This is a genomic window from Paenibacillus campinasensis (assembly GCF_002272015.1).
Lineage (GTDB): Bacteria > Bacillota > Bacilli > Paenibacillales > Paenibacillaceae > Paenibacillus_AQ > Paenibacillus_AQ campinasensis.
In genome coordinates this window covers 110,798-133,253 of record NZ_NPBY01000044.1, presented here as the reverse complement: position 1 = coordinate 133,253, position 22,456 = coordinate 110,798, and the positions used below count along the sequence as shown (strand labels likewise).

The following is a 22,456-nucleotide window of genomic DNA, read 5'->3' as shown; positions in this document are numbered from 1 at the left end:
GGGGCGGCTTCACTGGCTGATGTTTTCAGCTAGGCGAGGGCGCTCCCCCCTATTACATATAGGAGTGCTGCTGCTTGTCAAAAATTTACCAGAAGGTATAATTTTTATAGGATAACGAAGAGAAGAGGAAACCGCGATGCTGATGCGAAACGAGGAGAAATGGCTGGAAACATGGCCACGAATACGAAGCAAGGGCAAGGCAAGATATATTGTGACAAGAGGGCTGCTCCGGGGGCTTCTCATCTATGTGGTGTGGGCAGCCGTCACCTGGTTTTGGGATCGGGAGCGGTTTTCACCGGAACATTTTATGGACAGATATTATATCTATTTTGTGCTATTTCTGTTGTATGGCTTCTTGATCTCCGCCAGTTCGTGGAAGGGGAACAACATGAAATACGATAATCTGATCAAGCACGGGAAGGCGAAGAAGGATACTTCGAATTAGGCTGTTCTGGTGCGGGACCTGAAGCGGATCGAGTTGAACTTGATATGGCGGCGGCAATCCCGGCCTTGGCATTCTATAGAGCGGCAAGCCCATGTGCAGGTTTCAGTTAAGCCTTCGAGGGATGGTATAGTGATCTGGATACGACATAAGGAAGGACAGAGGGCATGTGGGTGCAGCGAATGAGTCGAAGAAAAGAATCAATGAACGGAGGATGGACATGAGCGGTGGTCATGATCCGGCTGCTGACAGCATGCTGGAGCTGTTCAGTCCGTCTGCCAGGCCGCGTATAGCGGCGGCGACCCGCTTTGACATGCGCAAGGTGATTGAGGTCGAGTTTGTGTGCAGGTTATTTCACGGGGAAGACCAGCGGGCGATGCTGGGGCTGGAGATGCGCGTCGGATTGAAGCGGCTCTTTACGGTGCAGCGGCTGCGCGAATTTCTGGTCAGTGTGGAGCTGGGAGAGCCATATGAAGTGACAAGGCATTTTACATATGATCCGGAACAGCATAGTTTCAAAGCGGAGGATGACAAGCTGATTCGGGAAATGATCCGCATTCATCGCAATGACAGCATGGTGATGGAGGTTATTCGCGGCTCGGCCGCGGCCCGCAAGAAAGCGAGCGGGCTTGACCGAATGCTGCTTGTCACACCGATGGCATGGCCGCTTATACAACCGCTGCTTGCAGAAGTGCCCGCTGCGTCATTCACAGACAATGGGCTTCTCTCCGAGCCGCTTCAGTTCAGCAGTGAGGCATTGCCGGTCCGATTTGCGCTCGACGAGGAAGGGGATGAGCGATATGCCTTAAGGGCGGAAGGGCTGGACAGGCTGATTGTCATGGACAGCTACGGCATGGCTCTGTCCGGGGGCAAGCTGATTTCGATGGAAACGGAATCCTGCCGCCGGTTGTCTGCGCTGAAGGCAATGCTTGAATCGGCGGAGGGAAGCCGGCTTTCTATTGCGCCTGAGCAGGTCGAGCCTTTTATGGAGAACGTGATCCCGGGATTGATGAAAATCGGACAGGTGAAGGTAGGACAAGCGATTGCGGATCGGGTGATCAAGACGGAGCTGTCTGCCAGACTGTACCTGGACAGAGTCCGGGGCAAGCTCCTTGCCGGACTTGAATTTCAATACGGCCACATCGTCATTAATCCGCTGGATGGGCATCGAGTGAAGCGGCATCCCGGCTCCATCCTTGTTCGGGACGGAGCGCGGGAGCAGCGGATTCTGGAGCTGATGGAGGGCGCGGGCTTCGCCCAGACCGAGAGCGGATATTTCATGGAGGACGAGGACAGCGAGTTTGAATTTCTGTATGAAATTGTGCCCCAGCTGGAAAGGCTGCTGGTCGTGTACGCCACCTCGGCGGTGAAGGAGCGGATCCTCCCGGAGCATGCTGTGCCGAAGGTGAGTATTGATGTGGATGAGCGAACAGACTGGCTGGAGCTGCGGTTCGAAATGGACGGCATCTCCGAATCGGAAATTCGCAAGGTGATAAAGGCGCTGGAAGAGAAGCGGAGGTACTACCGGATGCCAAGCGGCGCCTTCATGCCTCTGACCGGCGGAGAATTCAAGGCATTGGTCGATGCGATGAACCGCCTTGGCGCATGGGGAGCTGAAGTGCAGGGGGATCGCTTGCGGCTGCCTGCGGTCCGCGGCATGCAGCTGATGGATATGCAGGATCGTTCTTCGTCCGTACAGCTTGGCAAATCGCTTCGCAAGCTGCTGGCGAACATCCGGAATCCTGACCATCTTGACTTTGCGCTGCCGCCTGCGCTGGAGGGTGTGCTTCGCGAATATCAGCAATACGGATTCCAATGGATGAAGACGCTGGCTGCATATCGGTTCGGCGGCATTCTGGCTGATGATATGGGGCTTGGCAAGACGCTGCAGAGCATCGCCTATCTGCAATCGGTGTTGCCGGACATTCGGGAATCCGGACAGCCCGCGTTAGTCGTAGCCCCGTCTTCCTTGCTGTATAACTGGCTCCATGAGTTTCAGAAGTTCGCACCGGATATGAGGGCGGTTGTGGTCGACGGCGCGTTGAAGGAGCGGCGGAGCGCTTTGAGCGGGCCGATGAAGGCTGATGTGCTGATTACTTCGTATCCGCTGCTGCGCAGGGATCTGTCCCGCTATGCCGGACTTTCCTTCCATACCCTCATCCTGGACGAAGCGCAGGCGTTCAAAAATTACACGACGCAAACTGCCCAGGCCGTCAAATCCCTCCAGGCCCGTAACCGCTTTGCCTTGACCGGAACGCCGATGGAGAATCGGCTGGAGGAGCTGTGGTCCATTATGGATGCGGTGTTTCCGGAGCTGTTCGGCGGCAGGAAGGCGTTTCAGGAGCTCTCGCCGGATGAAGTGGCCAGACGTGTGCGACCGTTTGTGCTGCGCAGGCTCAAAAGCGATGTGCTAAAAGAGCTTCCCGACAAAATTGAAATGACCCAGACGTCGGAGCTGATGCCGGAGCAGAAAAAGCTGTATGCTGCTTATCTGGCCAGGCTGCGCCAGGAGACATTGAAGCATCTGGATTCGGACGGCTATGGCAAGAGCCGGATACGAATTCTGGCCGGGCTGACCCGGCTTCGTCAGCTGTGCTGCCACCCGGCTTTGTTCGTGGAAGGATATCGTGGTGGCTCGGCGAAGCTTGAGCAGCTGATGGAAACGCTGGAGGAGTGCCGCAGCGCCGGCCGCAGAGTGCTCGTATTTTCGCAGTTTACGCAAATGCTGAAGCTGATCGGACAGGAGCTTGGCGACAGGAGATATCCATATTTCTATCTGGATGGCGAAACCGAAGCGGCAGAGCGAATGAAGCTGAGCACCCGCTTTAATGAAGGGGAGGGCGACATCTTCCTCATCTCGCTGAAGGCTGGGGGAACCGGGCTGAATCTGACCGGCGCCGATACTGTTATTCTATATGATCTGTGGTGGAATCCGGCCGTGGAGCAGCAAGCGATGGACCGGGCCCACCGGATCGGACAGACGAAGGCGGTCCAGGTCATACGGATGGTCGCCCGGGGCACGCTCGAAGACAAAATGCTGGAGCTGCAGCAGCGGAAGCAGCATCTCATTGACGAGGTGATTCAATCCGGTGAGGATAGGCTGGCAACATTGACGGAAGAGGATATCCGGGATTTGCTGCAGCTGTAGCGGCAGTCATCCGTGCGTTCTCATCTGGTTAGCGGCAGCTATCCGTGCGTTCGCACCCGGTTAATGAGCTGTAACCTTGTCCTGATCCAATATATGTTATTATTGTTGGCATGATGGAATATAAGGTGGAGGTGGAAACATGTCATTAAAGTGGCTGGATTGGGCGAAGGAAATGCAGGCGATTGCGCAAGCGGGACTTGCCTATACGAAGGATGTATATGATGAGGAGCGGTTTGAGCAGCTGCGGAATTTAAGCATAACGATTATGCAGGAGTATACCGATGCGGGCAGCGATAAGATCCGGGAGTTGTTTGCAGATGAGCGCGGATATCCGACGCCGAAGGTGGACATTCGGGGCGTTATTTTTCAGGAGGACAGCGTATTGCTGGTCAAGGAGAAGGCTGACGGTGCCTGGGCGCTGCCGGGAGGATGGGCGGATATCGGGCTGTCTCCGGCTGAGGTGGCTGTGAAGGAGGTCCGGGAGGAGTCGGGATATGAAGTTCAGGCTGTCCGGTTGCTCGCTGTGCTGGACAAGAAGTTCCATGCACATCCGCCTTCGCCGCATCATGTTTACAAAATGTTTATTCATTGCAGCATCGTTGGCGGCGGTGCAAAGACCGGCGTAGAGACGTCGGAGGTTGGATTTTTCAAGATGGACGAACTGCCGCCCTTGTCGGAGGAACGCAACACGAAGGCGCAGATTGCCCGGTTGTTTGAATATGCGAAGAACCCTGAGCTGCCGGTCTGGTTTGATTAATGTAATCCATAGGAGAAGGACTTGATGTGTTGTGAAGGCATTTAAACCATCTATCCGTGAACAAGAACAGCAGGATGACCGAAGATTCAAAACGAGGGTGAACCTGCTCTTTTTTACAGCTTTTATACTGTTTAGCGCCATTATTATCCGGCTGGCTGTGCTGCAATTCGTGCACGGTCCGGAGATTGCGGCCCAGGAAGGCGGGGGACAGGTCCGCACCTTTCCGCTTCAGCCGATGCGCGGCAGCATCTGGGATGCATCCGGGACCCCGCTGGCCTACTCGACCTCGTCAAGTTCGCTGTATATGACATTGATGAAGGATTACAGCAATAATACCGAGAGCGGGATGGAGAATCGCCCGGAAATACTCCGCATCGCCGGGGAGATGGCGGAGGCTTTTCAACAATACGGTGATCCGGAGGCACCGGTCATGACGCTGGACGATGTGATCACTGCGCTTGATCTCGAATACCGAAAGCAGCTTGGCTATGAGCCGAGGCTGGTGAAGTCGAATCTGTCGCATGAGGAGATTGCGTTCTTCCTGGAGCATCGAGGTCAATTTCCCGGCATTCAAATCGTGGAGGAAAGCGACAGGCATTATGATCCCGATACGGTTGCCGTGCAGACGATCGGATATTTGAAGCGGTTTGAGGGCGCCAAGTCTCTGAAGGAATATGAAGCCCAGGATGCAGCTAACAAGGAGGAAAGCGACCCGGGACTGATCTATTCGGAGAAGGAATATGTCGGTTACGACGGTCTGGAGCGCATGTTCCAGAAGGAGCTGCGAGGAAAGAGCGGGTATATCAGCATTCCGATTAATCCCCGTAATATGATTGACGGAAATCCGGTGATGGTGCCGCCTCAAAAAGGATACGATATCCACACCACCATCCACCGGGACATTCAGCTTGCGGCCGAGAAGGCGATTAAGGACCGGCTGGACTGGCTTCACACCCATCCGGTGTCCGGCAAGCTCCATCGTGATGCGCTGAACGGCTACGCTGTGGCGATGGAGGTCGAGACGGGAAATGTCGTAGCGATGGCGAGCATACAGGATTACGATCCCAATGTGTGGGTGAATGGCGGGCCGATTCCGGAGTCTGCGGTGAACGCTATGGGCAACGGAACGATCTCGCCGTACAACTCGGGCAGATCGGGCAGCGGCTTTGATTCAATTCTGCTGCTCGGCTCCACGATCAAACCGCTTTCCGTACTTATCGGGCTGAATGAAGGGTTCTTCGGGCCGAATGATGCTTATTTGGATCAGGGGGGAGCTTATTTCGGCCGCGCAGGCAGCGAGTCGTATGTCAGCAATTCCGGCGGGCACAGACTCGGATATATCAAGCCGCATGAAGCGATTGAGAAATCATCCAACGCGTTCATGATCGATTGGGTCGGAAAGAAACTGTATGCCAAGTATGGCGGCGAGAAGGGTGTCAGCGTCTGGGATCAGTACATGAAGGAGTTCGGACTTGGGGTATCGACCGAAAGCGGTCTTCCCGGTGAGCATCATGGCGTGATCAACTATGACAAGACGGCCGCGACCGGAAGCAATCTGTCCTCGCTCGTGTACGCTTCCTTCGGACAGCAGGGCAGATACAGCACACTTCAGCTGGCGCAGTATACGGTGATGCTGGCGAATGAGGGCAAGCGGATCAAGCCGAACCTGGTCAGCAAAATTACGGATCAGAACGGGAATGTGGTCCAGATGTTTGAACGTGAAGTGCTGAATGAGGTGGAGTTCTCCAAGGAGCACTGGGCGGTCATCAAGCGCGGCATGAACACGCAGGGACTTGCCGGCTTCGAGGGCTTCCCGTATGACTTTGCCCGCAAAACCGGCACCTCCGAGCAGGAAACAAGCAAGGGCATCATCAAGGATAACGGCATCTTCATCGCCTATGCGCCGCGAGAGAACCCGAAGCTTGCGGTGGCTGTGGTGATCCCGGAGGGCGGCTTCGGCTCCCAGAGTGCGGCGCCGGTTGCCAGAGCGATTTTTGATGCTTACGACGAGGTCTATGGCCTGGATGGAACGCCGCATCCGAAGACGAAGACAGAGGAAGAGTGAAGATATAACGAAAGAACGTGGGACAAGGGGCACTTGCAGAGGGTGCCCCTTGTTTTTCATATCAGGAATGTATCGTACCGGTGCGGCAAGGCAACACGCCTGCTGCCGATGCCTGAACTCTGATTATAGTTTTAGTAAGGATTCTGCTTTACCTTGAGCACTTCCGACAGGAAGGCGAGGGCAAGCCCCTGGCCCCAGCCTTGTATCCGTTTGTCGGGAACGCCTTTATATCCTTCGGCATCCTTCATAACAGCCGTTCCGGCCGACACGCCGGTAACCGCACCATCCTCGGTAATGCGGGCAAGGATGCCGTCGATGGATCTTTGCGTATATTTATGGTAGATGCGCCCTTTCGTAAGCAGGGCGGTGGCGATGCCGGCCGAGCCCGATGTTTCCAGCGGGGAGTCCGGATCGTTGACAATGGTGTGCCACAGCCCGGATTCATGCTGCAGTCTGACAAGGGCGCTTAGCTGGTCCCGGAGCGATCCTTCGATAATCATGAAGGAAGGATGCGTGACCGGCACCAGCTCCAGCGCCCGGGCCATCGTGACCGCCGCCCAGGCGTTGCCGCGGCACCAGAATACGCCGGACATGTGATTGCCGGCTATATTGTCCCAGCCGTGATAGTACAGGTTGGTGACCGTATCCTGGAGACAGTCTTCATGTCCATGGTATTGGCGCAGGCCGTCCTCCAAATAATCCTCCTCGTTCAGCAGCGAGCCGATGCGGAGCAGGAAATAGCCGGCCATGAACATCGTATCCACCCATGCCTGCTCCGGGAAGTTGTATGTCTCCGAATTGACGGTATGCTGGAAAATTCCGTTTCCGAAACGGACGGCGTCATGCTTTAAATACTCGGCCATCGCTTTCGCGGTTTCGATATAGCGCGCATCCTCATACACCTCATACAGCGTCAAGAGCGAATGACCAATAGAAACGCCGTTGACCGACAGCTTCGGCAACCCGTCCTCCATATTGTCATCTACCCACGCTTTGAGCTTCTCCATATATTCCATATTGCCGGTAGCCTCATAAGCTTGGCAGACACCGTAGAAGGCGACGCCCCCTGGCCAATCCCAACTGAAATCCATCCGAAACGTCCGATCGACAATCTGATGAATCGTCTGACGAATCCGATCTTCATCATATACAAGTGCGGGCATGGAAAATTCTCCTTTCATGATAACGAACTCCATGTGTACTGTAGCTGAATTGTAGCCATAGCAAGTATTATCCTTTCAAACCGGTGGTGCTGATGCCTTCCACGATATATTTTTGAAAGATAAAAAACACAATCACAACCGGCAGCAGCGACAACGTCGCCATCGCAAACATCCCGCCCCAGTTGTTCAGCGATTCGCCGTCCAGGAACAGCTTGAGCGCAAGCGACACCGGATATTTCTCCGGATTGTTCAGATAGATCAGCGGATTGATGAAGTCGTCCCATCTCCAGTAGAAGGAGAAGATCGAGCAGGTGATCAGCGCCGGTACGATCAGCGGGACGACGATCCGGAAGAAGATGCCGTACTTGCTGCACCCGTCAATCTTGGCGGCTTCGTCGAGCTCCCTCGGAATGGTGCGAATAAACTGCATCATGAGAAAGATAAAGAACGGCGCTCCGAAGAAATGCGGAACGATCAACGGCTTAAAGGTCGACAGCCAGCCGAATTTGGCAAACATGACGTACTGCGGCACGATAATGACATCATGCGGCAGCATCATCGTGACCATCATGCAGGCGAACCAGAATTTCTGGCCGAAGAACCGGGTTCTCGCCAGCCCGTAAGCGACGAGCGCGGAAGAGATCACGGCACCGATGGTGGAGATGATCACGATAATGAACGAGTTTTTGAAAAAGGTAGCAAACGTCGTGCCGGCAAACCCCTGCCAACCGGTGACATAGTTTGCGAACTCCAGCCGGCTTGGAATGAGGCTGTAGGCCGTGGCGAAAATTTCGTTGTTGGGCTTCAGGGAGCTGGCAACCAGCCACAGGATCGGGTAGGTCATGCCGAGGGCCAGCAATCCGACCAATATGTGGTACGTGAAGCGTCCGGACTTGGTCATCAGTCAGTCTCCTTTCGATTCGTAATGAACCCAGGCGGTGGAGGATTTGAAGATCAGTGCGGTGAAAATCCCGACAATCAGCAGCATGATCCATGCCATCGCGGAGGCATATCCCATCTCGAAGTGCGAGAACGCCTTGCGGTACAGATACAGCGAGTACAGCAAGGTCTGATCCAGCGGGCCGCCTTCCCCGCGGGAAATGATGTACGCTGGCGTAAAGGTCAGAAATGCCGAAATCGTCTGCAGCGTCAGGTTAAACAGAATGATCGGGCTCAGCAGCGGGATCGTAATTTTGAAAAACCGCGAAACCGCATTGGCGCCGTCCACGCTGGCGGCCTCGTAATAGTCCCTGGGGATATTTTTCAGACCGGCCAGAAAAATAATCATCGAGGAACCGAACTGCCAGATCGACAGGGCGACCAGCGTCCACAGTGCCGTGCTCGGATTGCCGATCCAAGAGGTGGAGGATGGGATGCCGATCAGCGACAGGAACGAGTTGACCAGACCCTTGTCTCCAAAAATCTGCTGCCACATAATCGCCACCGCCACGCTTCCCCCGATCAGGGACGGAAGATAGAAGGCGGAGCGATAGAGGCCCACCGCCCGGGTGGAGGCGTTGAGAATCATCGCAACGAACAGGGCGAAGATGAGCCGGAGCGGAACGCTGGCGAAGACATAAGTGAAAGTCACCTGAAATGACTTGGCGATCTTCGCATCTTCCATGAACATCCGTTCATAGTTGGCGAGGCCGAGCCATCGCGGCGCTTCCATCAGGTTGTAGTTGGTGAAGGAGTAGTACAGTGACGAAAGAATGGGATACAGTGTAAAAATCAAAAAGCCGAGTATAAACGGAGCGGAGAATACGTACCCGGTGATGTGCTCGTTCTCCCTGAGCTTCTTCATAAGCTTCAACCCCTCAGTTTCAAGTATGACAGCCTCTCACTCACTTATGCCGAAGAAAGAGGGCATTCCCGGCGGCTTGGGAACAAGCTCAAGGAAATGCCCAGTTGTTCAGCAACGATAAACGTATATGGCTATTGCTGCGATCTTGCCAGGATAGCATTCGCCTCGCTGCGGAATTCGGCAGCCGCATCCTCGATAGAGATCTTCTTGAACAGAATCCGCTCGCTTAAATCGCGCAGCAGCTTCTCGATTTCCACGGCGCCGATCGGATTTGGCGGATCTCCCGGACTGCTGTTCTCTTCAGCCCAGGTGACATACTCGAATATTTTGGCCTCATTCTCGGACAGGAGCGGAAGCAGCTCTTCCTTGACCTTGGAGGATACCGGCACGCCGCGCTCGCCCATAATCAGCTTGTTGGCCTCGATGTCGTTGACGAAGAAGCTGATGAATTTAGCAGCCTCCTCCTTGTTCTTGGAGGACTCCGTCACCGAGAAGTACATGGAAGGCTTGAGGAACAGCCCTTCCTTGATGCCGGGACCCGGCATCGGGTGGAGCTCAAGCGGACGGTCAGGCACCAGATTCGCTACAGCAAGGAACTGGTTCGACCAGCCGGTACCCGAGATGGAGTTGCCGAGCACGATTTCATCCTCCTCGGCTACGCCTTTTTTCTGCGCTTCCTTATCGAGCGAAAGGATATAGCCGCTGTCATACCAGCGCTGATATCTTGTGAAATAATCAATGAAGGCCTGATCATCAGGATAACCGATTGTCTTTCCGTCTTCGCTGTACATTTTTTGTCCAATCGTTCTCAGATAGTAAGGGAAGAAGACGTCATGGCGGTAAGCAAACCCGCCGATCTGATAGCCTTTCTCCTTGGCCTGGGCTCCTAATTTGTCCATGTCGTCCCAGGTCCAGTCCATCGGCGGCATGTCGATCCCGTTTGCTTTCATCGTCTCTACGTCAAACGTGGTTTGAAGAGCATTAACCCCGAGGTTCATGGCGACCAGCTTGCCGTCTACCTCGCCGCCGCTCAGGGCGTTCTCGCTGATGTCGTCCACATTCAGCGATCCGCTGTCCATGAAGGGCTTCAGATCGGCTAACTGGTTGCGGCCCGCATATTGGTTCAGATAGGAGATATCCATCTGAATAATGTCCGGCAGCCCTCCGGCCACCGCTTGCGGTGCAAGCTTCTTCCAGTAGTCGTCAAACGGGGCGTATTCAGGCTCAATCGTGACATGAGGATTCTGCTTCTCGTACATTTCAATGACCTTTAGCGTGTAATCATGCCGAGATTGGCCACCCCACCAGGCGATGCGAAGCTTGACGGGGGTGTTGGCATCTCCTGCGCCGGCGGCAGGCGCCGCATCGGTGCCGGTTGCTTCCGGCTGCTCGGCGGCTCCTCCACCCGCACAGCCGATCAGGCTTCCGATCAGAGAAAACATCACAATCCAGGTGAGCACTTTTTTCATTCCATTTCCTCCCCTTGTTAGAACGTTACCGACAGTTTTTTGATAGTGCTTACATTACCAATTATTAAATGCCGAAGAGGAAAGGGTAAGGAAAAAAACCGTGCTGTTTGTTTAAAAAGCAGAGATTTCCTCCTTATTTCAAACCTCTTTTTTCATATATTCGGAAGGGGTGCAGCCGATCTGTTTCTTGAACACCTGGCTGAAGTACTGGGGATTGTCGCCAAAGCCGAGCCGCTCTGCCATTTCAAATATTTTAATGTCCGGGTTCTCTTTCATCAGCACCGTGGCCTGCTCCATGCGGCGTTTCATCACATAGTTGGAAAATTTCTCACCGGTTTCCTTCTTGAACAGCTTGCCGAGATAGTCGGGATTCATATATAGCATTTCGCGGGCCACAACATTTAGCGACAGATCCGAGTTGCCGAGCTGGTCCTCGATAATATCGAGCACCTTGCGGACGATGGCATTATATTTGAACGAATTCCTGTCATAGTTGCGTCCGGCAATCTCCTTGACGGTGTCATCGAGGACCGCTTGAATGGCCTGAAGCGTGTTCCCTTCGGCGAGCTCGGAAATCCGTTTATACTTCTGGCTCATCTCAGCAGGGTCGGCAAGCCGAATGAGCGCTACGTATTGCTGGATGGCATAGGACTTGGTCAGCTCAATGCCAAGCTGGGCTTCCTTGAGCTCCTGGATGAAATCGGCCAGCGCTTGCTGCGCCTCCTGCAGATGGCCGGATCGGACGGGCATGCACAAGCGTTCCTCATCCAAACTGAACGAGCTGGCAGAGCGATCGGTATCGAGCGTGTCCCTCGCCGTAATGATGCCGCTCTCGTCCAGATAGAAGCGGTAGTTCAGACACTGGAGGGTGTCGCGGTACAGCTTCCTCGCTCTAGTGATAGGGCCCGGATCACTGATCGCGATCGTCAGGTCCAGCTTGTAATATTGACGGAAGGTGCAGCGGATATCCTGGATGCGGTCATGCAGGGGCTCTTCCGCCGCATCTTCGGTCAGAACAAGGATATGCTGCCCGATGGTTGTGCTGAGCAGCGGTCTGTCGAGAAGATCCTCGGCAATGTTCTTGACGGCGAACTGATGCTCGAAGTCGGCTTCCCCCTCCGGCTGGAACAGAAGCAGTCTGACAGGATGGTCGAAATCGTATTGGAACAGGCCGCGGTATTCCTCCAGATCATGGCGTCCGTAGGTTTTGTTGGTCACGAACTCTTTGAGGACCTGTTCTTTTACATGCGGGAGCACTTTATGGAGCCTTCGTTTCATATCGAGGATGAAAGATTCTGTCCGCCTGCGCTGGGACAGCTCTCCAATGACTCCCTGCAGCGCTTCTCCGATCTTGGACTCGTCGGTCGGCTTCAGCAGATAATGCTTGACGCCATACTGCATGGCCCGGTTGGCATATTCAAATTCACCGAATCCCGACAGCAGGACAAATTGAATGTGGGGGTGGGTAGCATGCGCCTTGGCTACGAGCTCCAGCCCGTCCAGCCCCGGCATCCGAATATCGCAAATGACGATATCCGGGGATTCGCTGACGATGATGTCGTATGCCGCCAGTCCGTTCTGAGCGGTGCCGATCAGTACGGTTTGGTAAGCCGCCCAGTCCACCATGCGGGAGATTCCATCCAGAATGATGCGTTCATCATCGACCAGAAGCACTTTGTACAATCGTCATTCCTCCGTTTCCTTAGGGAGTATAATGATGATGCGGGCGCCCCGCCCGGACACTGGATCGATCTGCAGTCCATAGTCCTCGCCATAGGCCAGCTTGATGCGCTCATCAATGTTCAGCAATCCGATGCCGTTGCCGGTTGCTGCAGCTTCGCCTGTGCGAAGCTGCTCCAGCATATTTGCAGGGATGCCGGGACCGGTATCCTCCACGATGATGCGAAATGCCCCTTCGTCCTCGTCTGCGTGGATCGAGATATGGCATGGGGTCATGGCAGGCTCAAGGGCATAATGTATGGCGTTTTCCAGCAGCGGCTGGATCGTGAGCTTCGGAATTGTGCGACGGTCGTATCGCGTGTCCACATTCATTGAAAATTCAAGCCGCTCCTCGAAGCGGAATTTCTGAATAATGATATAATGCTTCACGATTTCAAGCTCCTCCCCGAGCGTGATCATCGGCTGTTTCAGGCTGACGGAATGACGCAGAAGGAAGGCGAGCGCCTGGACCATATCGGAGATTTGGGTTTGTTTATTCATTTTGGCAATCCAGTTGATCGACTCCAGCGTGTTATACAGAAAATGCGGGTTGATCTGGGCCTGCAGCGCCTTGAATTCCGTCTCTTTGATCAGCAGCCGGTTGGCGTAGTTTTCCGTAATCAGCCCGTTGATGCGCTCAATCATAAGGCGGAACGTGCGATGCAGCAGTCCGAGCTCATCCATGCCGACCGGAGCGGCATCGGGCGGAAGAACACCGGCCTGTGCGAAATTGCCTTTCTCCGCGAGCTTCATCCGTGCGATCAAATATTCAATCGGGCGGGTAAGGCCGCGGCTGAACCGGATGCCAAGCAGGATGGCCACCGCAAAAATGACGATAAATACGATGATCACCAGCTCCTTGATGAAGATGACCTGGCTGAACGTTTTGTTAAACGGGGTGAGGCTGATATAGGTCCAGCCTGTATTGCCGGATCGGCTGTGAGCGACAAAAAAGGCTTGTCCTTCAAGCTCTTGCGTGAAGTACCCGTTATCGGATGTTATCGAATGCAAAATTTCGTCCGGGTTAAGTGGCGGAACGGCAGGAAAAATAACGTCCGAGCCCGAAATCATAATCAGATCGCCGTCTTCGGAGGCTGATTTTTTAACAATTTTATCGATATTGATGCGGATAATAAGCGTTCCAAGATAATTCAGATCGAACAGGGTGCCGGAGTAGGAGCGAATCTCTCTGGCCAGCACCAGGGCGGCATCCTGGTCATCCGGGTAGATCCAGGCCTGGGCGCCCTGAGCATCACCGGCGAGCTGCACGATATGCTGCTTTTTGGCGGTATCGATCGGAATGACATTGCCGGCATCATGCGTGTGACCCTGCTTGTCGATCAGCTGGACGGAATGAAGCATCGGCTCGGAACCGGCGTAATTGAGCAGGAGGTCCACGAGCCGCTGGCTGTGGATGAGCCTGTCATAATCCGATTCACTGCCGGAAATCGAGCGCAGCAGACTCTGGATTTGGGTATCGGTCATGATGGTGAAGGATACTTGCTCGATGCGTTCAAGCTCCGCCTCGATGGCGGAGGAAGACAGGTGGAGCACCTGCGATGATTTGAGGTAGAGCTGTTCATCATAGATGGAGAAAGCATATTGCTGGACGATGACCGCAAACGTAAACGCCATGACAACAATGAAGGTGATGAGCAGCGACAGCTTGTTTTTGATTTTCATATTTTTGTAGAGAGCGATCCATCGATGCACGGCAACCTCTCCTTGTGGCAGTGGAATATGAGACGACGGCAAGGTGAATGCGATGTTGTTTACACATTATGTACTCACTTGAAAACGCTGTCAATATAGCGCGGTATGAACGGATTTTCTGTTATTGATGAGACGCCAGGTGCCGCGAAAGGAAGTTTGGCCGCTCATGACCGTGCTTGACATCATCTCGTCGGTTTTTTGAACAAGGTGATCGGTTTAGGCTATACATGGGACAGGAGGGGTCAGGCATAATGATCTTAGACGTTATGGAGGGATACGCATGGAGCCTGTAGTGCAGGTGTGGCAATTTGATTTTGGAGCGGTGAAAGCAGCTGCGGAAGGCTATATTCCGGTAAGTGCAGACACCAGGTATGAGGAGGCGGCAGGTTATGGCTTCACGAACGCGGGGAGCGTAACGAATATTTCGCGAGATGAGGAGACCGGACTGCGCTGTACCTCGCTGATACCGGTGAATGCATCGTTTCGGATCGATGTGCCTGACGGCAATTACAGAATTGATCTGCTGATTGGTGATGCGAGATTCGAGACGGAGACAAGTGTAAGAGGCGAGGAAGGGCAGCTGCTGCTGCACCGGCTGCATACGCCGGCGGGGCATTTCGAGCGTTACAGCTTCGCTGTGCAGGCTGTGGATGGCACCATCATTCTGACCTTCTCCGGCCGGGCTCCGCGCATCGCTGCGCTGGAGGTGAGGTCCGTTCCGTCCAGCTCGATCTATATCGCGGGGGATTCGACGGTGACGAATCAGCCAGCCGAGATGTATCCATACGCAGGGTGGGGGCAGATGCTCCCCCTGTATATCAAGCCTGATCTTGTCGTGCGCAACTTCGCTCTGTCCGGCCGCAGTTCCCGCAGTTTTATTACAGAGGGGGTGCTGGACCGGATTGTGAAACGGCTGAAGCCGAATGATTATGTGCTGATCCAGTTCGGCCATAACGATCAGAAGCTGGATGAGGCCCGGCATACCGATCCGTTCACCACGTATAAGGAGCATTTGAAGGTTTACATCGACGCTTGTCGGGAGAGGAAGGCGACGACTGTCCTCATTACACCTGTGCATCGCCGGCATTTTGACAGCGAGGGTACGCTGATTGATACGCATGGCGATTATATCGCCGCTGTGCGGCAGCTGGCGGAAGAGGAGCAGGTGCCGCTGGTTGACCTGGCAGCCATGAGTGCGGAGCTGTTTGCCAGGCTGGGACCGGAAGGGACCAAATCAATTTTTATGTGGGGGGCGCCGGGGGAATTTATTCGTTTTCCAGACGGGGTACGTGATGATACCCATTTTCAGGAATGGGGCGCGATCCGGCTGGCCGAATTGGTTGCACAGGGTTTGAAGCAACAGCAGCTTGAGCAGCTGCATATGTATCTGAAGTAAGTGGGAATCCAATCGAGCAGGGAGCGATGTTAGATGTCGAAAGCTGAAACGCTATGGATCATTCCGGACGGATACATTCCGCCGTCAAGCTGCGGGGAACTGGTCAGCCATGAATCGGTCTGTGTGCTGAACACCTCGGATCAGGACGCGGAGGTGACGATTCATGCTTATTTCGAAGACCGCGAGCCGCTGATGAATATGCAGGCCATCGTGCCTGCGCGAAGAACACGCCATATTCGAACGAGCTCATTAATTGCGGGCAGCGAACGGATTCCTCCCGGTGTCCCCTATGCGATGGAGGTGCGGAGCTCTGTGCCTGTATATGTGCAGTACAGCCGGCTCGATTCCACGCAGGCGGAGAACGCGCTGATGAGTGTTATGGCTTTTCCGGTGAGGGAGTAGGGAGCGAGTATGGGGAGTCACTTTCAGGAGGAGTTGTTACAGTTAAGCTTGCTACCGCTAATGTTCGTCAAACACTGGAAGAGCATGCTAAACTAGAGATTATTGATGATGGCATGTCGGGGAGCACTCTCGCAGCCGAATCGGACGTCATCATTTAATCAGCCCATTCATATATTTAAGCACTGTCATAGTACAGTTCTGAAAGCGATGAATGGGGGAATGATCGATGGCCAAACAAAAAAGAGGAAAATCACTATGGCATCTGCCAAGCCGAGCACGCGGCACTTGTCCAATCTGCGGCAGCACTCGCACGAAGCTTCTCTATCCCCGCACGAAAACTGACGGTACGGCTGTCAAGGTATGCAAACGTTGTGATGGGGCACCGCAATCGAGAGTAGATGCGGTTTAAGGGTGGAGACGGCCGGTCGCGAGGTGTTGTTCCAAAGCCAGTGGATTACGTTTGTAGCAAGAAAACAGCCGGTTTAGCCGCTCCGGAACGGCTGGACAGATCATGATGAAATCAAACATTGACGAAGACAAGGGCCACTCGTGCGAAGGCGACGGGGGCCCTTGTTATATGGATTGAAGCTGTGGTCGAGGCTATGAGCTTGCATGTTCAGCTTTTTGAGCGAGGAACAGTGCGGATGCCAAGTAATCGCTGTTGTCGAGAATCATCCGGTCATGCTGAAACACGGTTTCCCACAGTGACAGGTCAAGCAAAGCGCCTTCGTCGCGCAGCTCCAGTGCGTCCAGGTGGCGGGTCTGATCCTCTTTCAGCTGCTCGGTAAAGTAATGATATTCAAGGATGTCCTGGCTTCCAAAGCCGCTCTCAAGAAAGGCCTGTTTCCATTCCTCCCGCTTCATCAGCCGCGGAATGCCGAAGAAGTTTTGCAGTTCCGAGAGCTTTGCCTCCGGCATGTTTTTGTCCAGAATGAGCTCGCGGTCGTACAGCTTGCCGCCGGGAGCCAGAACCCGGCTATATTCCGGAAGAGAACGGCTTGTATCGGTGAAGACGGTCACGGATTCTGCAATAATGATGTCAAACTGCGCATTCGGAAACGGAAGGGCACAGACATCCGCTTGCAGAAACTCGACCTCAACCTGCATCGTTGTGGCACGGGTCCGCGCTTTGTTCAGCATGTGCTCATTCAGGTCAATGGCTGTCACATGATGTCCCTGCTCGGACAAATAGCAGGCGGTTCGTCCGGTTCCGCAGCCAACCTCAAGAATCCGGCTGCCCGGCTCAATCGGATAGTTCTTCAGCAGCCGCAGCGTCGCTTCAAATCCGCCGGGGTGGGCGCTGCCCATACCGAGTTTTGACAGCATATTAATGTAGTTCATGTTTGTAAGCATCCCTTCTCCCTATAATCAGCACCAACACATTCGTTTTATTTACCATATGATGGAGGTACGTCTTTCGTTTAAGCTGAATTTAATATTTTGAGCCCTTTTTATCGGGAAGGGAAACTGGGCTGTTCCGGTGTCCGGAATAGGCATTGGGGGAAGGTAACGATGAGGATGGAGCCGATGCTGGCTGCGGAGCGAATTATTGAGGATTCGTATCCGGACTGTTTGCTTGCTGTGCTGGGCGGGAGCGCAGGACGCGGCGAGTTCAACGAATTTTCCGATTTGGATATTGCCGTTGTCAAGCGTGACGGGGAAGAGCTCCAGCGGAGAACCATAGAAGCTTGCGGCTGGGTAGTAGAGCTGTTTCTGCTGCCTATAGACGTATATCGTACTTATTTTGACCAGGGCATTATGGCGGGGAACCCGACCCTGCAGCGGATTATTGCCGAAGGCAAAGTCATTCGCCGCACACCGGATGGCGACGAGGTTCTGCATGAGGCGCAGAGCGATCTTCGCTACGGACCGTTCCCCCTGGTTTCATCGGATATTGACGCATACCGTTACATGCTCACAGAGTACATTGCCGATCTGAGAAGTGTGCGGCCGGGAGCGGAGCTATGGTTCACCGTGCAAAAGATTACAACGCTGCTAAGTGAGTTTGTCCTGCGCGTTCATAATCAGTGGACAGGAGAAGGCAAGACGCTGTTTCGCCTGCTGAGCGCTTTCGATCCTGACTTCTCGCAGCGGCTGGAGCAAGCGATGGAGGCGATCTATCATCAGGATGAGCCCGCTCAGCTGATGGATCTGTGCGCCGATACGCTGAATGCCTATGGCGGGTTTCTTCTTGTCGGATACGAAGAATAGGCCGAGGACAAGAAGGACAATCGCCGTTCCCGCGTGGCTGCATCACTAATAGATTAATATTGTGATTACATCACGCAACCTTATTTTTTCGGGAGGGATTGCCATGAGCGGAGCATACGGTGGTTTCTGGGGAACTTCTACAGGTGTGGTTCTGGTCCTCTTCATCCTGCTTGTTATCATCACAGTTGCTTGGGTTTAATCCCACCATGGGCAAGGCATCCTAGCAATGCGCGATACACGAGATAAAGACCCGGCCGTGAGGCCGGGTCTTTATCATTTCATGGATGAGGGGAAGCAGAGTTTTGTTAATAAAAGAGCTGGCCTGACGGCACTCGCGTGCTGATGACCAACTCCAGAATTCCTTATTTGTATACTTTTACGCGATCTTCAATAGGAGCGAATTCTTTGTCTCCAGGCTCGGCTGCCGGTTTGCCAAACGGCATCTGGGCGATCAGCTTCCAGCTGTCCGGGATGCTCCACTCGGCTTTGACCTTGTCGTCGATCAGTGGATTGTAATGCTGGAGCGAAGCGCCAAGACCTTCTGCCTCGAGGGCTGTCCAAACGACTAACTGCAGCATGCCGTTGGATTGATTGGACCATACCGGAAAATTGTCCGCATACAGTGCAAAGTTTTTCTGCAGGTCTGCAACGACATCATTGTCTTCAAAGAACAATACCGTACCGTAACCTGCACGGAAGGAAGCCATCTTCTCGGCAGTGGATTTGAAAGCATCTCCATCGCCAACCACTTCTTTCAGAATTCCTTCTGTAATATTCCACAGTTTATCATGCTGTTCACCAAGCAGGACAACGACACGTGCGCTTTGGGAGTTGAAGGAAGACGGCGTGTATTTCACGGCTTCATTCACGATTTCTTGGATCCGTTCGTCAGAGATGACAGATTCTTTCGTGATGGCATAGTAAGAACGGCGCTCTTTAATGGCTGTAGAAAAATCTTTGGACATGGGTAAACCTCCTGCTATCGTTGTTTTTGTACCAAAAATGGCCAAGCTTCTCAGATACAAACCTGATTTAAGATTTCCCTGTAATCAGGCGAATATGCACGAGGGAATTCCAATGGAAAAATCCCTCGTTAATCATTATTCCCTACTTACTTACAAATGGTAAGGAATAATATTTATGTAAGGATAATATTACAAATTCGTCATCGCTGTCAAGAAGAAAATTAAACATTCAGACGTCTTGTGAACCAAATCCACGAAAATGACAAAAATCAAATTTTAATTGATTTTTATTCTCATTTAGACTTGATGGCAAATTAAGTGAATGCTATAATGCTAAACATAGCGAAAATGAGAATCACTATCAATTGGGTCGGCATACAAAATCGCTTGTGCTGCTGATACACTGCATTAAAAGGAAAGTGCCATGAAGATTCGATATTTGATCGCCATCGTTATCGTGCTGTCCATGATCTCTTTGTTCATCGGGGTCAAGGACATCACCCCTCTTGACCTGTTCCGTATGACGGAGCAGCAGCAGCATATTATGGTCGCGAGCCGAATACCGAGGCTGGTGAGTCTGCTATTAGCCGGTGTAAGCATGAGCATCTGCGGTTTGATTATGCAGCAGCTCAGCCGCAACAAATTCGTATCGCCAACGACAGCCGGAACGATGGATTCGGCCAGACTGGGAATTCTGGTTGCAATGCTCGTCTTCTCGACTTCGGGTCCGCTTGTCAAAATGCTCGTTGCCTTCGTATTCGCTCTTGCCGGTACGTTCATATTTATGAAGATACTGGATCGGATCAAGTTCAAGGACGCGGTCTTTATCCCGCTGGTCGGATTGATGTTTGGCAACATCGTCAGTTCGATTGCGACATTCTTCGCTTATAAATATGATCTGATTCAGAACATGTCCGCTTGGCTTCAAGGAGACTTCTCCATGATTCTCAGAGGAAACTACGAGCTGATGTACATCAGCATACCGCTTGTCGTTCTGGCTTATCTGTTTGCCAACAAGTTCACGGTCGCCGGAATGGGGGAAGAGTTTGCAACGAACCTGGGCCTCCATTACCGAAGTGTTGTGAACACCGGCCTTGTGATCGTGGCGATGGTAACGGCATCCGTCGTCCTGACGGTAGGGATGATTCCGTTTCTCGGGCTCATTATTCCGAATATCGTCAGCCTGTATCAGGGGGATCACCTGAAGAAGAGCCTCTCGCACACCGCGCTGCTGGGAGCAGGGTTTGTGCTGTTTTGCGACATTCTGGGACGGATTATTATCTATCCTTATGAAATTCCGATCAGTCTGACTGTAGGCGTGCTCGGAAGCGGTATATTTATCTATTTGCTGATGAGGAGAAGGGCACATGAATCTTAAAGGCAAAATCATTCTCCTGGCTGCGGTGTCCACCGTTCTGATCGCTTTGTTCCTGCTCATTGATCTTAATGGAAGCTGGGATTATGCGTTTCCGCGAAGAGTCAAGAAGGTGCTGGCCATCGTAATGACCGGCGGAGCCATTGCGCTGTCAACGATGGTGTTCCAGACCGTAACGAACAATCGGATATTGACGCCAAGCGTTATGGGGCTGGATTCACTGTATATGCTCATTCAGACCACAGTCATTTTCGTATTTGGCTCCTTTACCCTGTACCAGATGGGGGCGAATGCGAACTTTCTGATAAATGTCTGTCTCATGGTGATTTTCTCAGGGATACTGTACAAAATGTTGTTCCGCAGGGAAGGCAGCAGATCGATATTCTTCCTGCTCTTGATCGGCATGATCTTCGGGACGCTGTTCTCCAGTATGACATCTTTCATGGAGGTGCTCATCGATCCGAATGAGTTCCAGTTCGTATCTGACAAGATGTTTGCCAGCTTCAACAATGTGAAGACCGAGCTGCTGCTCATCGCCGGCATCGTAATGGCTGCAGCACTTCTGTACTTTGCAAGGTTTGCCAAATATCTGAATGTGATTTCACTCGGAAGAGAGCAGGCGATCAATCTCGGGGTTCCGTATGATTATGCGGTGAAGCGGCTGCTGATTGTCGTTGCAATATTGATCTCCGCAGCGACCGCCCTGGTAGGGCCGATTACATTCCTGGGCCTTCTGGTCGTTAATGTGGCCTATGAATGGATGAAGACCTACCGGCATTCCTATCTCATTACCGCTTCCATTCTGATTAGCGTGATCGCGCTTGTCGGAGGGCAGCTCGTGGTAGAACGGGTATTCACTTTCTCCACGACGCTAAGTGTCATCATCAATTTCATCGGCGGTGTTTATTTCATCTATCTGCTATTAAAGGAGAGTAAAGCATGATCCAGGTAACGAATGTATCGAAGGTCTATGGCGGCAAAAAAGTCGTTGATAATGTGTCGATTACGATCCCGACAGGGCAAATTACCTCGTTCATCGGTCCCAACGGGGCCGGAAAAAGCACCTTGCTGTCCATGATCAGCAGATTGACTGGCAAGGACACCGGACAAATTCTGGTTGATGGCAAAGAGGTAAGCCAGTGGAAGAGCGGTGATCTGGCAAAGAAAATTTCCATCCTCAAGCAGTCCAATCACATCAGTCTGCGGCTGACTGTGAGAGAGCTTGTATCCTTCGGGCGTTTTCCGTATTCCCAAGGCAGGCTGAATGCAGAGGATGAGAAGTTCGTGGATGAAGCGATCGGCTATATGGGGCTGGAGGAAATGCAGCACCGGTATCTTCACCAGCTGAGCGGCGGGCAGCTGCAGCGCGCGTATATCGCGATGACGATTGCCCAGGATACCGATTACATCCTGCTCGATGAGCCTCTGAATAACCTGGATATGAAACATTCGGTCCAGATTATGAAGATCCTTCGAAAGCTTGTTGCGGATCTGAACAAAACCATTGTGATTGTCATCCATGACATTAACTTTGCTTCCTTTTACTCCGATTACATCGTGGCGTTGAAGGATGGACGGATTGAGAACGAGGGTAAGACAGACTCGATTATTCAAAGTCAGGTGCTGCGGGACATCTACGATATGGATATCAAGATTGAGGAAATCAATGACAACCGTGTATGCGTGTATTATGCCTGATGTTTCATGAGTAGGCTCAGCCTTTACGATCTGTAGCACAAGGCCCTTGTGGCCTTGGCTTATCAGGGCAGGCTTACTGCCGTCTTAGGAATCCATATATAGTAAGAAATTGAAGAAATTATATAATAT

The 22,456-nt window shown here is 52.9% G+C and carries 20 protein-coding genes; 12 read left to right on the top strand and 8 right to left on the bottom strand.

The genetic code is table 11. The annotated features are described in order from the left end of the window. The first annotated feature begins 136 nt into the window (after positions 1 to 136). The 4 genes from CHH67_RS14285 (at position 137) to CHH67_RS14270 (ending at position 6,412) form a co-directional block, all read left to right on the top strand. Positions 137 to 445 carry a hypothetical protein gene (locus CHH67_RS14285; protein ID WP_095265865.1) on the top strand — a complete coding sequence of 103 codons (309 nt, stop codon included), beginning with the start codon at positions 137 to 139 and terminating at the stop codon, positions 443 to 445. A gap of 217 nt (positions 446 to 662) precedes the next feature. Beyond that, positions 663 to 3,590 (top strand): DEAD/DEAH box helicase, encoded by a 2,928-nt coding sequence (locus CHH67_RS14280; protein WP_244908200.1) that lies wholly within the window; start codon positions 663 to 665, stop codon positions 3,588 to 3,590. A gap of 139 nt (positions 3,591 to 3,729) precedes the next feature. Next, complete coding sequence (locus tag CHH67_RS14275; RefSeq protein ID WP_095265864.1) at positions 3,730 to 4,347, top strand: NUDIX hydrolase; 618 nt, start codon at positions 3,730 to 3,732, stop codon at positions 4,345 to 4,347. A 31-nt stretch (positions 4,348 to 4,378) separates the two neighbouring features. Beyond that, a complete protein-coding gene (locus tag CHH67_RS14270) occupies positions 4,379 to 6,412 on the top strand; it encodes a peptidoglycan D,D-transpeptidase FtsI family protein (RefSeq protein ID WP_095265863.1) in 2,034 nt (677 codons plus the stop codon). 131 nt (positions 6,413 to 6,543) lie between these two features. Here CHH67_RS14270 and CHH67_RS14265 read toward each other — a convergent pair whose 3' ends face one another. The 6 genes from CHH67_RS14265 to CHH67_RS14240 form a co-directional block, all read right to left on the bottom strand. Next, positions 6,544 to 7,575 carry a glycoside hydrolase family 88/105 protein gene (locus CHH67_RS14265; RefSeq protein ID WP_095265862.1) on the bottom strand — a complete coding sequence of 344 codons (1,032 nt, stop codon included), beginning with the start codon at positions 7,573 to 7,575 and terminating at the stop codon, positions 6,544 to 6,546. 67 nt (positions 7,576 to 7,642) lie between these two features. Next, positions 7,643 to 8,419 carry a carbohydrate ABC transporter permease gene (locus CHH67_RS14260; protein WP_425320444.1) on the bottom strand — a complete coding sequence of 259 codons (777 nt, stop codon included), beginning with the start codon at positions 8,417 to 8,419 and terminating at the stop codon, positions 7,643 to 7,645. Between the two features lie 60 nt (positions 8,420 to 8,479). Further along, complete coding sequence (locus tag CHH67_RS14255; RefSeq protein ID WP_095265860.1) at positions 8,480 to 9,379, bottom strand: carbohydrate ABC transporter permease; 900 nt, start codon at positions 9,377 to 9,379, stop codon at positions 8,480 to 8,482. A 131-nt stretch (positions 9,380 to 9,510) separates the two neighbouring features. Beyond that, positions 9,511 to 10,848: an ABC transporter substrate-binding protein gene (locus CHH67_RS14250; RefSeq protein ID WP_095265859.1), complete on the bottom strand. Its 1,338-nt coding sequence runs from the start codon at positions 10,846 to 10,848 to the stop codon at positions 9,511 to 9,513. 138 nt (positions 10,849 to 10,986) lie between these two features. Then, the gene (locus CHH67_RS14245) at positions 10,987 to 12,531 is read right to left on the bottom strand and encodes a response regulator transcription factor (protein ID WP_095265858.1); all 1,545 of its coding nucleotides are present in this window, start codon (positions 12,529 to 12,531) and stop codon (positions 10,987 to 10,989) included. Between the two features lie 3 nt (positions 12,532 to 12,534). Continuing rightward, positions 12,535 to 14,280 (bottom strand): cache domain-containing sensor histidine kinase, encoded by a 1,746-nt coding sequence (locus tag CHH67_RS14240; RefSeq protein ID WP_095265857.1) that lies wholly within the window; start codon positions 14,278 to 14,280, stop codon positions 12,535 to 12,537. Positions 14,281 to 14,560: 280 nt separating this feature from the next. Here CHH67_RS14240 and CHH67_RS14235 point away from each other — a divergent pair, with 280 nt between their 5' ends. The 3 genes from CHH67_RS14235 to CHH67_RS26780 all read left to right on the top strand — a co-directional run bounded on the left by CHH67_RS14235 (position 14,561) and on the right by CHH67_RS26780 (position 16,487). Continuing rightward, a complete protein-coding gene (locus tag CHH67_RS14235; protein WP_095265856.1) occupies positions 14,561 to 15,676 on the top strand; it encodes a rhamnogalacturonan acetylesterase in 1,116 nt (371 codons plus the stop codon). A gap of 33 nt (positions 15,677 to 15,709) precedes the next feature. Beyond that, entirely contained in the window at positions 15,710 to 16,078 is a 369-nt protein-coding gene (locus tag CHH67_RS14230) for a sensory rhodopsin transducer (RefSeq protein WP_095265855.1), read from the top strand. Between the two features lie 226 nt (positions 16,079 to 16,304). Next, positions 16,305 to 16,487: a hypothetical protein gene (locus CHH67_RS26780; protein ID WP_095265854.1), complete on the top strand. Its 183-nt coding sequence runs from the start codon at positions 16,305 to 16,307 to the stop codon at positions 16,485 to 16,487. Positions 16,488 to 16,678: 191 nt separating this feature from the next. Here CHH67_RS26780 and CHH67_RS14220 read toward each other — a convergent pair whose 3' ends face one another. Next, positions 16,679 to 17,419 (bottom strand): class I SAM-dependent methyltransferase, encoded by a 741-nt coding sequence (locus tag CHH67_RS14220; protein ID WP_095265853.1) that lies wholly within the window; start codon positions 17,417 to 17,419, stop codon positions 16,679 to 16,681. A gap of 171 nt (positions 17,420 to 17,590) precedes the next feature. Here CHH67_RS14220 and CHH67_RS14215 point away from each other — a divergent pair, with 171 nt between their 5' ends. Together CHH67_RS14215 and CHH67_RS14210 are read left to right on the top strand one after the other, a co-directional pair. Next, positions 17,591 to 18,289 carry a nucleotidyltransferase domain-containing protein gene (locus CHH67_RS14215; RefSeq protein ID WP_095265852.1) on the top strand — a complete coding sequence of 233 codons (699 nt, stop codon included), beginning with the start codon at positions 17,591 to 17,593 and terminating at the stop codon, positions 18,287 to 18,289. A gap of 103 nt (positions 18,290 to 18,392) precedes the next feature. Further along, positions 18,393 to 18,488, top strand: a complete 96-nt coding sequence (locus CHH67_RS14210) for a sporulation protein YjcZ (protein ID WP_095265851.1) — start codon at positions 18,393 to 18,395, stop codon at positions 18,486 to 18,488. A 163-nt stretch (positions 18,489 to 18,651) separates the two neighbouring features. Here CHH67_RS14210 and CHH67_RS14205 read toward each other — a convergent pair whose 3' ends face one another. Further along, positions 18,652 to 19,254, bottom strand: coding sequence for a nitroreductase family protein (locus CHH67_RS14205; protein WP_095265850.1), 603 nt, complete (start codon positions 19,252 to 19,254; stop codon positions 18,652 to 18,654). Between the two features lie 424 nt (positions 19,255 to 19,678). Between CHH67_RS14205 and CHH67_RS14200 the strand changes: the two genes are divergently transcribed. The 3 genes from CHH67_RS14200 to CHH67_RS14190 are packed head-to-tail and all read left to right on the top strand — an operon-like array spanning position 19,679 to position 22,327. After that, the gene (locus CHH67_RS14200) at positions 19,679 to 20,632 is read left to right on the top strand and encodes an ABC transporter permease (RefSeq protein ID WP_095265849.1); all 954 of its coding nucleotides are present in this window, start codon (positions 19,679 to 19,681) and stop codon (positions 20,630 to 20,632) included. Continuing rightward, entirely contained in the window at positions 20,622 to 21,572 is a 951-nt protein-coding gene (locus CHH67_RS14195) for an iron chelate uptake ABC transporter family permease subunit (RefSeq protein ID WP_095265848.1), read from the top strand. The genes CHH67_RS14200 and CHH67_RS14195 overlap by 11 nt, the downstream gene beginning before the upstream one ends. Beyond that, entirely contained in the window at positions 21,569 to 22,327 is a 759-nt protein-coding gene (locus CHH67_RS14190; RefSeq protein ID WP_095265847.1) for an iron ABC transporter ATP-binding protein, read from the top strand. Before CHH67_RS14195 ends, CHH67_RS14190 begins: the two co-directional genes overlap by 4 nt. Positions 22,328 to 22,456: the final 129 nt, after the last annotated feature.

Excerpts from the sequence above, each read along its gene's own strand:
- CHH67_RS14285 (WP_095265865.1), top strand. The coding sequence starts at position 137 with ATGCTGATGCGAAACGAGGAGAAATGGCTGGAAACATGGCCACGAATA.
- CHH67_RS14280 (WP_244908200.1), top strand. The coding sequence starts at position 663 with ATGAGCGGTGGTCATGATCCGGCTGCTGACAGCATGCTGGAGCTGTTC.
- CHH67_RS14275 (WP_095265864.1), top strand. The coding sequence starts at position 3,730 with ATGTCATTAAAGTGGCTGGATTGGGCGAAGGAAATGCAGGCGATTGCG.
- CHH67_RS14265 (WP_095265862.1), bottom strand. The coding sequence starts at position 7,575 with ATGCCCGCACTTGTATATGATGAAGATCGGATTCGTCAGACGATTCAT.
- CHH67_RS14260 (WP_425320444.1), bottom strand. The coding sequence starts at position 8,419 with ATGACCTACCCGATCCTGTGGCTGGTTGCCAGCTCCCTGAAGCCCAAC.
- CHH67_RS14255 (WP_095265860.1), bottom strand. The coding sequence starts at position 9,379 with ATGAAGAAGCTCAGGGAGAACGAGCACATCACCGGGTACGTATTCTCC.
- CHH67_RS14250 (WP_095265859.1), bottom strand. The coding sequence starts at position 10,848 with ATGAAAAAAGTGCTCACCTGGATTGTGATGTTTTCTCTGATCGGAAGC.
- CHH67_RS14235 (WP_095265856.1), top strand. The coding sequence starts at position 14,561 with ATGGAGCCTGTAGTGCAGGTGTGGCAATTTGATTTTGGAGCGGTGAAA.
- CHH67_RS14230 (WP_095265855.1), top strand. The coding sequence starts at position 15,710 with ATGTCGAAAGCTGAAACGCTATGGATCATTCCGGACGGATACATTCCG.
- CHH67_RS26780 (WP_095265854.1), top strand. The coding sequence starts at position 16,305 with ATGGCCAAACAAAAAAGAGGAAAATCACTATGGCATCTGCCAAGCCGA.
- CHH67_RS14220 (WP_095265853.1), bottom strand. The coding sequence starts at position 17,419 with ATGAACTACATTAATATGCTGTCAAAACTCGGTATGGGCAGCGCCCAC.
- CHH67_RS14215 (WP_095265852.1), top strand. The coding sequence starts at position 17,591 with ATGAGGATGGAGCCGATGCTGGCTGCGGAGCGAATTATTGAGGATTCG.
- CHH67_RS14210 (WP_095265851.1), top strand. The coding sequence starts at position 18,393 with ATGAGCGGAGCATACGGTGGTTTCTGGGGAACTTCTACAGGTGTGGTT.
- CHH67_RS14205 (WP_095265850.1), bottom strand. The coding sequence starts at position 19,254 with ATGTCCAAAGATTTTTCTACAGCCATTAAAGAGCGCCGTTCTTACTAT.
- CHH67_RS14200 (WP_095265849.1), top strand. The coding sequence starts at position 19,679 with ATGAAGATTCGATATTTGATCGCCATCGTTATCGTGCTGTCCATGATC.
- CHH67_RS14195 (WP_095265848.1), top strand. The coding sequence starts at position 20,622 with ATGAATCTTAAAGGCAAAATCATTCTCCTGGCTGCGGTGTCCACCGTT.
- CHH67_RS14190 (WP_095265847.1), top strand. The coding sequence starts at position 21,569 with ATGATCCAGGTAACGAATGTATCGAAGGTCTATGGCGGCAAAAAAGTC.